11 protein-coding genes are annotated in these 14,232 nt (G+C 56.3%); 3 read left to right on the top strand and 8 right to left on the bottom strand.

Annotated elements, in window-relative coordinates; all coding sequences use genetic code 11:
- Window positions 1-169 precede the first annotated feature (169 nt).
- From E1H13_RS26840 to E1H13_RS09455, 6 genes are all read right to left on the bottom strand, one after another.
- Complete coding sequence (locus tag E1H13_RS26840) at window positions 170-1,120, bottom strand: hypothetical protein (RefSeq protein WP_206070279.1); 951 nt, start codon at window positions 1,118-1,120, stop codon at window positions 170-172.
- Window positions 1,121-1,191: 71 nt separating this feature from the next.
- Window positions 1,192-1,977, bottom strand: coding sequence for an RNA polymerase sigma factor SigF (locus E1H13_RS09475; RefSeq protein ID WP_169613173.1), 786 nt, complete (start codon window positions 1,975-1,977; stop codon window positions 1,192-1,194).
- A gap of 542 nt (window positions 1,978-2,519) precedes the next feature.
- Entirely contained in the window at window positions 2,520-2,948 is a 429-nt protein-coding gene (locus E1H13_RS09470; protein ID WP_169613172.1) for a VOC family protein, read from the bottom strand.
- A 46-nt stretch (window positions 2,949-2,994) separates the two neighbouring features.
- A complete protein-coding gene (locus E1H13_RS09465) occupies window positions 2,995-3,612 on the bottom strand; it encodes a hypothetical protein (RefSeq protein WP_169613171.1) in 618 nt (205 codons plus the stop codon).
- A gap of 140 nt (window positions 3,613-3,752) precedes the next feature.
- Window positions 3,753-4,355, bottom strand: a complete 603-nt coding sequence (lepB, locus tag E1H13_RS09460; protein WP_169613170.1) for a signal peptidase I — start codon at window positions 4,353-4,355, stop codon at window positions 3,753-3,755.
- Between the two features lie 108 nt (window positions 4,356-4,463).
- Window positions 4,464-9,974, bottom strand: a complete 5,511-nt coding sequence (locus E1H13_RS09455; RefSeq protein WP_169613169.1) for a translocation/assembly module TamB domain-containing protein — start codon at window positions 9,972-9,974, stop codon at window positions 4,464-4,466.
- A gap of 147 nt (window positions 9,975-10,121) precedes the next feature.
- Between E1H13_RS09455 and E1H13_RS09450 the strand changes: the two genes are divergently transcribed.
- Entirely contained in the window at window positions 10,122-10,514 is a 393-nt protein-coding gene (locus tag E1H13_RS09450; RefSeq protein ID WP_169613168.1) for a DUF3110 domain-containing protein, read from the top strand.
- 54 nt (window positions 10,515-10,568) lie between these two features.
- Complete coding sequence (gene murQ, locus E1H13_RS09445; RefSeq protein WP_169613167.1) at window positions 10,569-11,489, top strand: N-acetylmuramic acid 6-phosphate etherase; 921 nt, start codon at window positions 10,569-10,571, stop codon at window positions 11,487-11,489.
- Window positions 11,490-11,574: 85 nt separating this feature from the next.
- Here murQ and E1H13_RS09440 read toward each other — a convergent pair whose 3' ends face one another.
- Window positions 11,575-12,099: a pentapeptide repeat-containing protein gene (locus E1H13_RS09440; protein ID WP_169613166.1), complete on the bottom strand. Its 525-nt coding sequence runs from the start codon at window positions 12,097-12,099 to the stop codon at window positions 11,575-11,577.
- A gap of 316 nt (window positions 12,100-12,415) precedes the next feature.
- Between E1H13_RS09440 and E1H13_RS09435 the strand changes: the two genes are divergently transcribed.
- Window positions 12,416-13,399, top strand: coding sequence for a hypothetical protein (locus E1H13_RS09435; RefSeq protein WP_169613165.1), 984 nt, complete (start codon window positions 12,416-12,418; stop codon window positions 13,397-13,399).
- Window positions 13,400-13,409: 10 nt separating this feature from the next.
- Here E1H13_RS09435 and E1H13_RS09430 read toward each other — a convergent pair whose 3' ends face one another.
- Window positions 13,410-14,147, bottom strand: coding sequence for a rhomboid family intramembrane serine protease (locus E1H13_RS09430; protein ID WP_169613164.1), 738 nt, complete (start codon window positions 14,145-14,147; stop codon window positions 13,410-13,412).
- Window positions 14,148-14,232: the final 85 nt, after the last annotated feature.

The raw sequence follows: 14,232 nt of genomic DNA, 5'->3' as shown, positions 1-14,232 counted from the left end.
TGCGTGATTTCTAAAAAGCGCTCTACCGAGTGGTGGGCAGCACCCATCCTTGTCAAGGTATTGGATTTAGGTTTGCCGTAGATAGATTATCCGCTAGCACAATTACCCCCCAATGAATTCCCTCCCGTGCAGGCGGGAATTCATTGGGACTCGATTACCTTGCGAATCCCTAAGCGGCCCCCACCGGTCGAGAAACCTCAATACCGTTCTCTTCTAGGACGACAACAGGGTCACTGCCCCGGGTATCAATCCGTTTTACTAGGACTCCATTAGCCAATCGTTGCCCAACCCGCACATAACGACTAGTGCCCTCATCAGGGGATTGCACAATGGCAAAATTCTCGCCCCCAATATTGATCACCCCTGTCACAGTCACCTCTTGGGCCAGGGTGGCGGTGGGTAAATCAGGTAGAGGAGCCAAGGGCGGAGCCGCCTCGCCAGGGGCTCTTGGGGGAGTTGCCGGGGGTGCCGGAGTGCCAGGGGCAGTGGCGGTGGGCGGAGTTGTCCCAGGGGCAGGGGCACCAGGGGCGGGTTGTTGAGGGGCGGCTCCGGGAGCCCCAGGTCCCACAGCTGTGGGCGTATCAGGGGCGGGGGGGGGCGGTGTAACCTGTGGCGGTGGCGGTACAGCCACTGTCGCAAAGGGATCAGTACGGCTGCTGGTGACCTGCTGGACTCGCTCGTCTGGATCAGTAGATTGGATTAAATCAGCCCGGGCGATCGCTGCTAGTTGAGGGGCCGCAGGCACCAAAGGTTCAGCAAACTCTTCATCGTCTATGGTGGCATCTGGCAAGGGAATGGGGACATCGTCCAGGGGAACGTCTTCCATGGGCAAGGCATCTTCTTGCTGGCGCGCTATCTGTTCCTGGATGACTGGGCCTAAAAAGGGCAGTGCCGCCAACATCGAGGCCAAGCCGGCTAGGGTGGCAATCAGGCTATTGCGAGCCCACTTGCGTTGGTTCCAAAACTTGATGCAGAAGACCAGCAGGGCAAAAGGAATAAACAGGGACAGCAGCCCCCATACCGCATTGACTCGAAAGGCATCAATGATGCCGATTAGGCCACCGACAGTGGCTAACAAAACCCCTACCAAAAATAAAAGTAAAAATGCCACAGCGCCCATAGCTAGGCCTCCATAGTTCCTGAACCCTTGTTCTACAACGATAGCTCAATTCCCTGGTTGTAGAGCGTGGGCTAGGCAATTTCATCGTCTGGGGCGGTCATCAGCATCCGCAGGTGTTTGATGCCCTGCTTGACACGGCGGGATACAGTCACCGCACTAATTCCCATACGCTCGGCGGTTTCTTTTTGGGTGAGGTCGTAAAGAAATACAAACTCCAGCACTTCACGGGTGCGCTTCTCCAGTTGGTGCAAGGCTTGCTGTAGACGAATCTGATCCTCTTGAGCTAATTGAAAGCTTTTATACTTCAGGTCTGGCAACATTTCCCCTAAGCAAGCGGAAGCGGCGTCTTCATCCTGCATCGGGGCATCTAAGCTGAGCAAAGACCGATTACGTTGAGCTAGCTTCACATCTTGCCACTCCGCCTCAGAAATGTCTAAAACCGTTGCAATTTCCTGATCGCTCGGGTGACGCCCCAATTCTGTCTGTAGCTGTCGAATGGCTCGATTCGCCTGGGTTTGTAGCGCCTGCCAGCGACGGGGAATGCGCATGGAGGCGCTTTTGTCTCGCAGATAATGCTGAATTTCTCCCCGAATGTAGGGAATGGCGAAAGAACTGAAGGCACAGCCCTTGGCAATATCAAAGCGCTCGATGGCTCGAATCAAGCCTAAGCTACCCACCTGCATCAGGTCGTCAAAGGTTTCAGTAGACTGGTGCAGCCAGCGATAAGCTTCTTGACGCACTAAGCCAATGTTGAGGCTCACGAGCTGATTGCGCACCTCATAGGAGGGGGCGGTTTGGTAGATCCGCAGCAGATCGAGAGTTTTGCCTTTGGTTGGAGTGTCTGAGGAAATTAGCATGGCGATTCAGGAAAGGTTAAATCTACCCAGGGAGCTACATTTAAGGTGTGACAAGCAAATACTGAACAATATCCAAGACTTTGCTACCCCTAGTCAGGGGGAGGCTAAAAGCCTTGTACTCCCGTTCAATTCTTGACCACCGGTCGATTTGTTGGCGGTATCAATCCGGGGAGGTCGTCGTGTGCTCATGACATTAGCCTAAGGGCAAAAGTGGGCCGTCACAATGGCAGAACTACGGATAAAACCGATGCCAGCTTCCCAGTATAGGATGGGATGAATGTCAATAATTTTCTCTGTTCAAGCCCTATAAATAGCTAATGGTGTGCGACAAAAGCTATTGAGAATACCTTTATTCAGCCACCGAAACCTTTCGGTAATCGGACATTTTAGAACCTCTTAATCAAATGTCTATAAGTCTGTGAAGTTTTAGTTAACCCCTGTCGAGTACTAGGGCCCTGCGGCATAAGTCGGCCAACTGCTCCTGACACCTGACACCCTTAGTAAGGGTTCTCATAGTTCTGCCAACTCATGCCAGGCAATTCTTAATCACCCACTTGGCTGTGCTCCACTTCCCCAAAGATGGCACTGGGGGAACAGTAGTACTTAAATTCCAGCAGGTTATGGGAGGGGTCTTGCAGGAAAAAGGTGCGATGCTCGAGGGGGGAACCGGGAAACCGGCGCTTTTCGGCTTGATAAAAGGCCAACTGATGCTGCTTGGCCCGATGCAGTAAAGTTTCCCAGTCTGATTCAGACAAAAAGACCAGGCCAAAGTGTCGCGGGTAGATGCCGACTTGGGGGGGTACCTCTGAGGTTAGGTGGGCCACCAGTTGATGACCATAAAGTTCAAGAATCAAAGAGTTAGGGGTTTCGCGCCCGGGTTGGCACCCCAGACCAGCGACATAAAAGTCTTTTGTTATGGCTAGATCCACCACTGGGAAGGCCAAATGAAACAAAACAGCAGGCGAGCCCATTGCTATCTCCCCAAACACAACTACCTTTAGGGTAGATCGCCATCGGCTATGTCTGGGGTACTGTTTTTTGGTCTAGAACCTTCAGCAGTGCTTTGAGAGCCGTGTCTTCTGCCTGGTTGATCTGGCGATCGATTAGGGCAATGTTAATCGCTTTAGAAAGCACAAAGGCAGCGACATCCGGTTCTAACTGTTCCACCAGCAGATCCATCGGTATGGGGGCTTTCAGGGCAGACTGAATCCCTTGGAGCATGGCTTCTTCCATGCCAAAGGCCGCCAACCGCGATCGCAGCGTTGGCCACTCCGCGAGGGAGTCTTCGCCACTGGCTTGCAAGACAGAGGCTAGCAGGCGGTGTACCTTATTTCGCTGGGCCGCCGACATGGCATTGTAAGTGAGCATTGGGTCAGCGGCTGCGGTACCGTTATCCCGGTTCAGGTTGTCGAGAATTTGCTGCCATTCGGCTTCGGTGCACTGGTCGGGCTTGCCCACACAGAGGGACACCTGAATTTTGTTGCCGTTGGTTTGTAACTGGGTCACTTCTGCCTGAATGCCCAGATACCCCAGCCATTGGGAAACCATGCCCATGAGCTTGGCCCCAGCAGACTGGGCCTGGGCTAGCATTTGTACCTGGGTACGCACCAGGGGACGAACAAGCTGTACTAGCATATGCCTCCTTACCTAAGCGTTATTGTCATCCTACCGAAAGGCCTGAAGCGGTGACCGTATGGCACGATGCCATTCATGCCCCAGTAGGCCACTAACCAGTCGCCATTACTGACCAGTCACCACTAAATAGATGAGTCGTATTACCCCACTGGTCCCAAACGGTCTAAAGGCCAAAAGCGCAGCCAAGCGCGGCCAATGATGTTGGTTTGGGGTAGCACCCCCCAAATGTGGGAATCGTTACTGTCGTTGCGGTTGTCTCCCATCACAAACACATAGCCGGGGGGAATGGTAACGGCTCCCATCTCGTAGGAAGGGGGTTCTAGCAGGTAGGGTTCGGTTAAGGGGTTGCGGTTGACCAGCACTTGGCCATGGGTTACCTGGATGGTTTGCCCGGGTTCCCCAATCACCCGCTTAATGAAGGCTTGACCATTGCCATAGCCCAACTTCGTCAACTGAGAAGGGGGCCTAAATACGATAATGTCTCCCCGATGAGGAGATTGCCAACGATAGCTGATTTTATCGACGATCAGGCGATCGCCGATGTGCAGGGTCGGATCCATCGAATTGGAGGGAATATACCGAGGTTCGGCGATAACTAACCGCACCGTCAGGGCCACCACTAGGGCAATGGCCAACACCCTGATATTGCTGCCTTGGCTAGCCCAGAGAGTTTTCCAGCGGGAGGGGGGGGAATCTGTCTCGGGGGAGGTAGACTCGGTGGATGATGGCGGCTTAGTTTTCATGGAATTTCATAGGGGGACAAGACGCGGAAACAGCCAAGGACAGGACATTGATGACGGTCAACGAAGGGGGATGAGGCCCACCACTGGCCATGACCATCAACAGGGATCCTAGAATTGAAACTCTAAAATAGCGCCTGTATTTTCATTAAATTGCTCGAAGCTGGTGGTGCCCCGCAAGGTCATGCGATCGTTAATGCGATACCTGACATTAAAGACGGCGGGGGTGATGTTGGTAAATACTTTTTGCACGGATACAGAGATGGCGGGGGAAATGTTAAAGCCCACTTCACCACCCACATCAAGCTCACTAGCCCCCTGAGAACTTGGCGGCGACGCCGAAAACAGCCGGAGCTCCACATTGTCAAGGCTAGCGTCGAGCAGGGATTGCAGATTGGCGAGGAGAGCCGAACCAGCAAAAGCAATCAGCCCTTGGAAGCTGTCACCGCCCCCAGAAACACTGCCGAGGGTCGACTCGAGTGCCGTTAACAGACCCCCACTAATCAGCGAGACAATTTGCCCTTCCGAGCGGGGGGGAGTGCTGGTCAGTTCTACCCCCTGTAGCTGGGTGACCACCCGGCTGGCTCGGCCATCGACTCGGGCTCGAATCCGAATAGTTTGCACCCCACTTTGGGTTAACCCCAGTTGGTTCAATTCAGCATCGCTAATTTCGATGCGAGGAAAGGGGGTCGCCACCGCCAGAGTCCCACTGCCGCCCGATGAGTCAGCCACCACCGCCGATAGGTTAGCCACGAGATAGGGATCGATCGTCTCATCCAGGGCATCGAACTCGGCATAGTTTTCATCCCCCGTGAGCCGGAAATTGGTGGTGAGTAAGTTGATCTGCCCCGATGGCAAGTTGATTCGACCGTCAGGCCTAACATCGGTACCACTGCCCACCAGGTCTAAGCTACCCTCGGCCCTGACATCTACAAAGCCAGGAATGGCTAGGCGCACGTTATTGGCTAGGGTCAGCTGGAAGTCTTCGAAGACAGGGGGCAGCGGTTGATAAATGGTAGGGGGAGCTGTGGCCACAGGGGTGACGGGAGCTGGGCCATCTCCGTTAGTTTCTGGCAGGGTGAGAACCCCGTTAGACAACCTGATTTCCCCCTGCAACAGCGGTTCGAGTAAGAACAGACTGCCTGCTACAGTAATCTCGCCATCGACGCGACCCTGATAATTGCCCGCTGGGTTTCTCAAGTTGAGGGCAATGTTATCCAGGGTTAATTCAAAGGGGCGATCCACTGAGATATCTATCAGGTCATCTGCAGAGAAAGCGGTGGGAGTACCGTTGTCTAGCAAACCGGGCAGGATATCTTCAATGGACGGTAACAGTTTCAGGTTACCCTGGGCGACCACTTCCCCGTTGCTAAAGTCGCCTCGCAGATTTTGGACGTCCAGCACCAGACCATTGACGTAGACAGAGTTATCGGGGCTGTCAGGGGGAGCTTCGACCACCTGGATGTCGCCCCGCACATTGGTCAGGGGGCCTGGCAGGGCGTTGGCGGTGAGGGTAACATTATCGAAACTGGCACCCCCTCTGACCTGAATGGAGGCCAGGGCATCTTGGAAGGGTTGATCGATCGGCCAACGGCCTGTTAGGGCAAGATCCAATTCCCCCTGGCCCGATTCCCAGGCGAACGCCTGGGTCAACAAGTTCACCAGGGAAAAGCCTTCATCTTCGACCTGCAGCCTGACGTTGAGGCGATCGCTGGCGGGTCTTTCCTGCACCCCCGGCAGTTGATAGGGCAGGCTAGCATCCAGGCGCAGGGGTCTGGTTTGGTCGGCTAGGGTCATACTGCCAATCAGGTTAAGCCGGGCATCTTGATAGTTAAAGGAAGAGGCAATTTGTTCTACTGGGTTGCGGTTAATGGTGGCCTCATCCACCGTCAGCAGGCCGCGAATTTGAGGATTGCGCAGGGGGCCAGTGAGGGAGGCACCCACATTAATCAAGCCGTCTAGGTTGTCAGGTAGTCGTAAGGCATGTCGCACCCCATGGACGGGCACATTGGACACGTTCAGCCGCAGGGTGCTGGGGCTGAGGGTCTCGGGGTCTAGACTAATCGCTCCATTGAGCTCGGCCAGGGCCACATCAGCCAGGGGCTCGCCCCCAGGACCAGCCCCGTTACGCAGGAAGCGCGATCGCAGGCTGACCGGGCTCACCTGAATCACATCGTCTGCATAAGTCCCCCTGGCGACGATGTCATCAATCCGGTAGACTGTTCCATTCGGCTGGGTGGGGTCGCCCCAGAGCCAGTTTCTGCCGGCCAGGTCAACATCGACCGTGAGATCTTGGGGCACCGCCCCACTGGCCACAACGGTGCCGGAAAATCTACCCCGCAGCTCTTCTAGGGGAGGCAGGGGGGCCGCCTCGGCTTGGGCCACCAAGGCATCTTGTAGTTCTAGGACTTCTGCCAGCCGCCGCAGTTGGTCTAACAGGGAAGCCTCGCGATCGCCAACTTTGGTGGTGGTAAGGGTAGCAAATTCCTCCGGGGTGGGCCGCCTGAACCACTCGGGAGGTTGCAGCAGATTGGGCCGGAAATCAGCCAGCTCAAAAATCTTTAACGTGGTCAAGATATCGTTAATCTGACCGTTGTCTACCACCAACTCGCCATTCAGTTGCTGGGTATTCAGGGCGTAGGTGCCACTGGCCAGATAGCGACTAGACCCAGACGCCGACTCTAACCCAACGCCGATTAAACTCACCACATCGTCGGCGTAGATGACGGTGCCCCGCAGGTTACCATACTGGGTTTCCAGGATTTCTGGTTGGCCAGGGGGGGCTGTTTCGACCTCAGCGGTTTGCAGTTGAATATAGCCAAAGCCAGGATCTTCAATATCAAAACTGGCCCGCAGGGTGGGGGTTTGCCAGTTACCCGCCAGGGTAGCCTCGGTCACGGTGCCACTCACGGTACCCAGCCCTTCTTGTCCGCCAGGGGGCAGGTTCAGCCCATCCAGGGGCAGATTTTCTAGGCGAGCAAAGTAGTCAGCTCCCTGGGTATATCCCTGGGCCAGGGCATCCCCCCCGCGCACTAGAAACTCTAAATCGCGATCGCCCCGCTGGGTAGTCACCCAAATGCGATCGCCGCCCCCCTGCAAATCCACATTTACCCCGGCCACCTGGGAATAGTCCACCGGCCCGGTGAGGGGGGAGGCAAAGGCCAAGTCGCTGACTGCGAGACCCGCCAGGGTGCTATAGCCCGAGAGGGCCAGGGTACCAGGGCGACCCGTGAGGCGACCAGCAAAAGAGCCCACCCCCTGTACCGGAATCCCCAGGGGCACCGGCAAGGTCGCCAGGTTGACCCGGTCGGCCAGCAAATTCAGATCGAGGTTGGCGATCGCGGGTGCCCCCGGACCGCTGAGACGCGGGGTAATCACCCCATCGGCGCGAATACCAGCGGTACTGGCCTGCTGCACGACGACAGCCTGACCATCCCAAGCTAAGTCAGCCGCTAGGGGCTCCTGGAGCAGTGAAAGTTGTGGATTGATCGGGGCGGCTGTGGCCAGACCGTCAGACAGCACCAGCTGTCCTTGACCCCGCACCCCCGCCACGGTCAAATTATCGGTTGTGCCAGAAAAGCGGAAATTGCCCCCCCCGGTACCCTGAAAGTTGGGGGAAAAGGCGGCCATTTGCAGGCCATCCCCCCGCACATCAGCCGTCCACCGCCCCCCAGCCAGGTTAGCTTGGCTAGCCACTGTCCCTCCAGCCAGGGCGACCTGGGCTGTCCCCTGGCCCTGAATGCCAGCCAGGCTGAGGTCCGCTAAGGTGCCGCTCAATTGGGCGTTGCCATTCACCTCACCCGCCACCCCAGCACCTAACTGGGCCAGCTGTAGCCCTTGCCCTCGCAGGTCCGCTTGCCACTGGCGATTAGCCAGCACCCCTTCAGCGGCTACTGTGCCGCCAGCCACCTGTACGAAAGTATTGGTAAACCGCAGCACGTCATCCGCCAGGCGCAGATCTCCCCGGGCGGGATAGGTGCCAGCCGGGGCTCGCCAACTGGCCTGGCCCGTCAGTTGCTGCAAGGGGCCAGAGACATCCGCCTGCACAAACAGGGGGCCGAGGGTAAGGGTGTCGGGTAGACCGTAGGGTTGACCCAGGGCATCCGCTGGCAGGCGATCGCCGGTCAGGGAAAGGGACAGATGGCCTGGGGTACCAAAGGTAAACTGGCCAGTGCCAGTGATGGACCCACCCGCCTGGGGAATCGCCCGGAACCCATCAAAAACCAGGCTAGGCCGCTCGAATGTGCCCTTGCCCCCCACATCCACAAACGCCACTTGATCAATGGTGACTATTCCCTGGGAGGCAACGTCAGTCACCACCCGCGGACGACTGAGGGCCCCTGTCATCACCACATCGGCGATGAAGTCCCCGGCTGTAGCCACCGGTACCTCCAGATTGAATAGGTCGGCCATCTGGGCCAGGGTGAAGGAGGTCACTTGACCCGTTAGGTCATAGCCAGTATCTAAGCTGAGGGTACCTTCGGCTCGGGCGCTCAGGTCACCGAGGGTAGCGGTGACATCCTCAAACTCAAACTCGCGCCCCCGAAAACGTACATCCCCCTGCAAATTTTCCAGGGGTTCTGGAAGGCCCGGAGGCACCACCGTCCCCTCATCGACTCGGGCGGTGCCGGTAATGGTAAAGGGCACGCCCCCAAAGGCCATGTCCACATTGCCACTGACCAACCCGGTGGGAAACTGCACCACCAAGGGGTTGGCTAAGAACGAATCAACGATGGGCATGATGTCGGTGGCTCGCACCTCCTGGGCACGGAGGTTGAGCTGGGTCTGGGGCCGTGGGGCATCGTCATGTGGCTGGGCCCAAGCCACAGCAGGGCCGAAGGTATCCGGGCCGAAGCCAGCCAGCCAGCCCAAGGCATCGGCGTTATCGTTTGGTCCGTCTGCGTCTGGGTCACCGGGGAACAGCACCGCCCCCTGCAACTCGACACTCCCCGCTTGCAGGGACTCGCCCCTCAGGGTTAGGTCAATCTGTTGGGCCGGGAGAGACTGGGCGGTCTCGGCTGAGGGCGCGACCCGGATGTCTCGAAAGCGCAACTGGCCCTGTACATCGGCGATCGCCACCTGCTCTGGATAGGCGGCCGAGGGCTGATAGGGCACCAGCGTCAAGCTACTGTCCCTGATCGAAATTCGCCCGGGTCGAATGTCAACCCATTGATCCAAGCGCTCATCTGGATCGGGTAAATCAATCTCGACCTCCACCCAGTCCCGACTAGCCGACTGTTCAAGATAAATGTCGGCTTGCTCTAGCACCACATCCAAACGTAACTCCCGCCGCCAAAGATTGAGAGGGTTGAAGCGCACCTCAATGGCGTTCAGGGAAACAGTATCTGGATCAGTGGCGGTGGGGGGAATCTGGGATGGCCCCACCCGCACCCGGGTAAACCCAATGTGCTCTAAATCTCCCAGTTCCACCGGTCGATTTAAGGTTTCGCTCAGCTGTGCTGACAGCCAGGGAGTCAGATGACGTCGGGCAAACACCCACCCTCGCCAGCCAGTACCAGCGCCAACGATCAATAATACTGAACCCGCCATTAGCCCTAGGGTTAGCCAAGGCCGACCTTGCCTAGGCTGTCGTTCTGACTCTGGTTCTTGAGAAGGGGACATGCACTTTCACACTGCCACGGAACACCCACCTATAGTAGTTAACGGCTTGGCGTTATGCCTACGGGCAGAGACCAAAACGTTAAGGTTCTTTCTGTATAGGCAGACCAGTAGAATAGACAGAAGCAACCCTGTTGATGGACTCTAGCTATGGTGGTGTATGTCTTGCTGTTTAACGCCCGCACCGAAAACGAAGGGATTCATACCTTAAAGGTGGATGATCACGATGTCGTGCTCATGTTTGAAAACGAGGATGATGCCACCCGCTTTGGGCTGATGCTAGAGGCTCAGGACTTCCCAGAAGCCACCGTAGAAGCCATTGATCAAGCCGAGATTGAAGAGTTTTGTCAAGATGCAGGCTACGACTGCAAGCTGGTGCCGGAAGGGGCTTTGGCCGTCCCCCCTGATCGGAGCGTAGAGGCCACTGACTGGAACCCTGATGCCCCCCCCGAGCCCCAGCCAACCGCTGAGAAGGAGGCAGCCAACACCCTCTCTCAGCAGGAACTGGATCGGCTGCGACAACAGTTTGAAAAGCTTCTGTAGTTGTAGTTTCTGTAGTTGTAGTTTCTGTAGTTGTAGTTAATGAGTTAATCCGTGATGTCTGACCCGTTTATCGCTCCGGCTGATCGGGGGCACCTGCTGACGGAACAGGCGAATCCTCGCAGTGCCCAACTAGATCAACTCAGTGCTCTGGAACTGGTGGACCTGTTCAACCAGGAAGATCAGCGTACCCTAGAGGCGATCGCGGCGGCCCGGTCATCCCTGGCCCAGGCGATTGAGGCCACCACCGCCGCCCTCGGCCAGGGGGGGCGATTATTTTATGTGGGGGCTGGCACTAGCGGTCGCCTGGGGGTACTGGATGCGGCGGAATGCCCCCCTACCTTTTGTACTCCCCCGGAATTGGTGCAGGGGATTATTGCTGGTGGGGCCGATGCGCTGGTGAAAAGTTCTGAGGCTCTGGAAGATAGAGCTGAAGATGGCGCCCTGGCGATCGCCCAGCACCAGATTCGGGCCCAAGATGTGGTGGTGGGCATTACCGCTGGCGGTACCACCCCCTATGTCCATGGGGCCTTGGGGGCCGCCCACCAGCGGGGAGCAACCACGATCTTCATCGCTTGTGTGCCCGTCGAGCAGGTGCCCAGGGTGGCAGACATTGATATTCGGCTGGTGGTCGGGCCAGAGCTGCTGGCCGGGTCTACCCGCCTCAAAGCCGGGACAGTGACTAAAATGGCGCTTAACATTTTGTCCACTGGCACCATGGTGCGCCTGGGTAAGGTCTACGGCAACCGCATGGTCGATGTGGCCGTGACGAATACTAAGTTATGCGATCGCGCCCTGCGCATGCTCTGTGATCTAACCGACCTAGATCGCACCGCAGCGGCCGACCTACTCGAGCGCAGTGGCCAGCAGGTGAAGCTAGCCCTGCTCATGCACTGGGGACAGATAGACATGATCACCGCTGCAGCCCGCCTCAAACAGCACCAAGGTCATTTACGTCAGGCTTTAGGCGGTTTCTAGGAAAGATTGTCTATGACCCTAGTTGCTTGATTTTAGATTTCACAGCAACACAACGCCCGATTCATAAAGTACTGCCGAAGGGGCACTATCGCTTAGCCAAGGGCAGCTTTTCCTGGTCCCACAAGGCCCGATCCAGATTGGCCCCTTCCAGGATGGCCCCGGCCAAATCGGCCCCACGCAAATCCGCTCCGCGCAAATCCGCTCCGCGCAAGTCCGCCTCTGTCAAGTTGGCGCCAGACAAGTTGGTGTAGCTTAAATCAGCGTTTTGCAAATTAGCCTGGCACAACCTGCCTTGACTGATATCAGCCAAACGCAAGTCACTGCACCGTAAGTCCGCAGCCGATAGATCCGCTCGCCCCAGGAATGCCCGAATCAAAATGGCTCGCTGAAAACTCACCCGCACTAAGTTAGCTTCGCCCAAATTGGCCCGCCACAGGTTAGACCCATTCAGGCAAGCGGCTTCTAGCACAGCACCAAAAAAGTTAGCAGAGGCCAAGTTCGTTTGACTCAAATTTATCCCCGGCACGGCAATGCCAGGCATCCACGCTTCATGAAAGTCCAGGTGACTGAAATTGCGCCTCCCCCCAGCATAGAGATCTAAAACCTGCATCAGGTCTGTTCTGGTTGATCTTAGATCTGCCACTTGCTTTACCTTTTCTATCTGCAACACCACAGACCTTAGGGGTCGGTTAAGCACTCACCATCAGCCTGCTTTTGTTAAGTAATGTAACAATTACTCAGGGAGGTTGCAATGCATCCCCAAAAGCTGGCCATGGATATCGCCTACCCCCCAATCCACCCTTGTCCTGGACAGGCGTTGGAATCGAGCAGGCTAAACCAGACAAGGCTTTGACTAAGTGTGATTAAGAGAGCCATCTGCGGTTTCACAAATCGCCTGGGTAATGCATCATAGGGGAGATTAGGTGATGCTCTGCTGCTCTCTCGCTAGTCCCACCATGTTTCGCCACCGGTCTTTTGGTCGACAACGGTCGCCTCACACTCCCCCTGTAGGTCAGCGGTCAGTGCTCCATGTGCTGGGTCCTGGACAAAGCTCCCGAGATTTTCAAGATCCAATTGAGCAAAGTTTGCCAGACCAGGATGTGGTCATTGCCCGGGCCGAATTGGATCTGCGGCGGGCTATGCAGCAGTTGATGCTGTATACCCACTCTTTAGTTAACTCCCTAGAGCTGTTAACGGCATTGCAGTTGCCTGGTAGCACGGCCGCCCTTTTCTGGACTGTACGCCTACTGCTCAAAGACCAACTGCCGGCCAAACTCAGTGACGATAGCCCCATCCGCAGGCGAAACCATGACTCGCGGTTGCTATACCAGGCCTTAACCCGTGTGAACCTAAACGATTGGTATGACATGGTGGTTGATAAGGCACCCGTGACAGCATTGCCTGCAACCATGCGATTTTTACCCGGTCACCCCATTGTCCAGCGATATTACCGCCAGCATCCTCTGCCGGCTTACCGGCATGTGTATCTGCCGGTGGCCACCTTTTTTGCCGAACTGTTAGACGAACGGCAACAGGCCCTGGTGTATTTACTGGAGTGTTTGGGGGCGACTCAAATCGAAATCACCCCCCTGGGGCCAGCTGCCGCCCACTCGGCGCCCCAAGTACTACGGTATGCCCGTTCCTCGCAGCCTGTGGCTCAACGGTTTAAGCCCGCTGACCATGCCTGGCTACCCTATGAACTGGAATGGCAACAATTGGTGACCCGACGGCTAGCTGGGAACCAGGCCCCTGTAAGCCTGGACCTTACCCTGGATGTGAACAATATGATTGGCAACCAGGTGAACGCTCTACAAAATTTACTGGCCCAGCTTGACTCGGTGGTTTCGGTAGACGAAGCGGCCTGCTACTACGACTACCTGCAACCGCTGCGAGTCAGCGCCACATTTTAGCGAAGCTGTCCTAATCCACCGATGGGGCCTCAGCATCCGCTTCATCTAGGGCATCCTGGTCCTCAAACAGCCCAAATAGGGGACCCACTAAAGCTCCAATCACGAAGCCACCCGCGTGGGCCATGTAGGCAATGCCGCCTCCTTCCATCCCAATCATCGTCGGGGCTTCGAGGCTGGCTAGGCCGTAAAAGGCCTGCTGCAAAAACCAAATACCCAGATAGAAAATGGCTGGAATTTGCAGCGGTAAGGGGAATGGGCCCAAGGGCACCAGGGTCAAAATTCGCACATTTGGAAACCGGAAAATATAGGCTCCCATCACTCCAGCGATCGCGCCGCTAGCCCCTAACGATGGAATATCAGACCCCATGGCAAAAAACCACTGGGCCAGGTTAGCCAGCACCCCGCACAGCAGGTAAAACAGCAAAAATCTGAAAGACCCCATCTGGTCTTCGACATTGTTGCCGAAGATCCACAGATAAAGCATATTGCCAGCCAAATGTAAAAAGCCGCCATGGAGGAACTGGCTGGTGATCAGGGTTAGCCACTCCTCAGCGTTAACCACCGAGACCCCGGTATCCAAACTATGGGATAACTCCTGGGGGACTACTGCCCAGGCCTGGAAAAAGCTGGTTAGCCCAGTGGAGGGCAAACTGAGTTCGTAGAGGAAAATGGCCACATTCAGCACAATTAACCCATAGGTCACATAGGGGGTTGTGCGTACCGGGTTGTAGTCTTTCAGGGGAACCACAGATTACCTCATGGACGTTCGGCATAGTCTCAACTATCGCAGAGAGTTTCCTAAAAGCAAATCTTTCCCAAGGCTGTTCCGCCGT

Source organism: Nodosilinea sp. P-1105, assembly GCF_012911975.1.
Lineage (GTDB): Bacteria > Cyanobacteriota > Cyanobacteriia > Phormidesmidales > Phormidesmidaceae > Nodosilinea.
The sequence above is the reverse complement of the archived record's forward strand: the minus strand, read 5'-3'. Positions and strand labels throughout refer to the sequence as shown.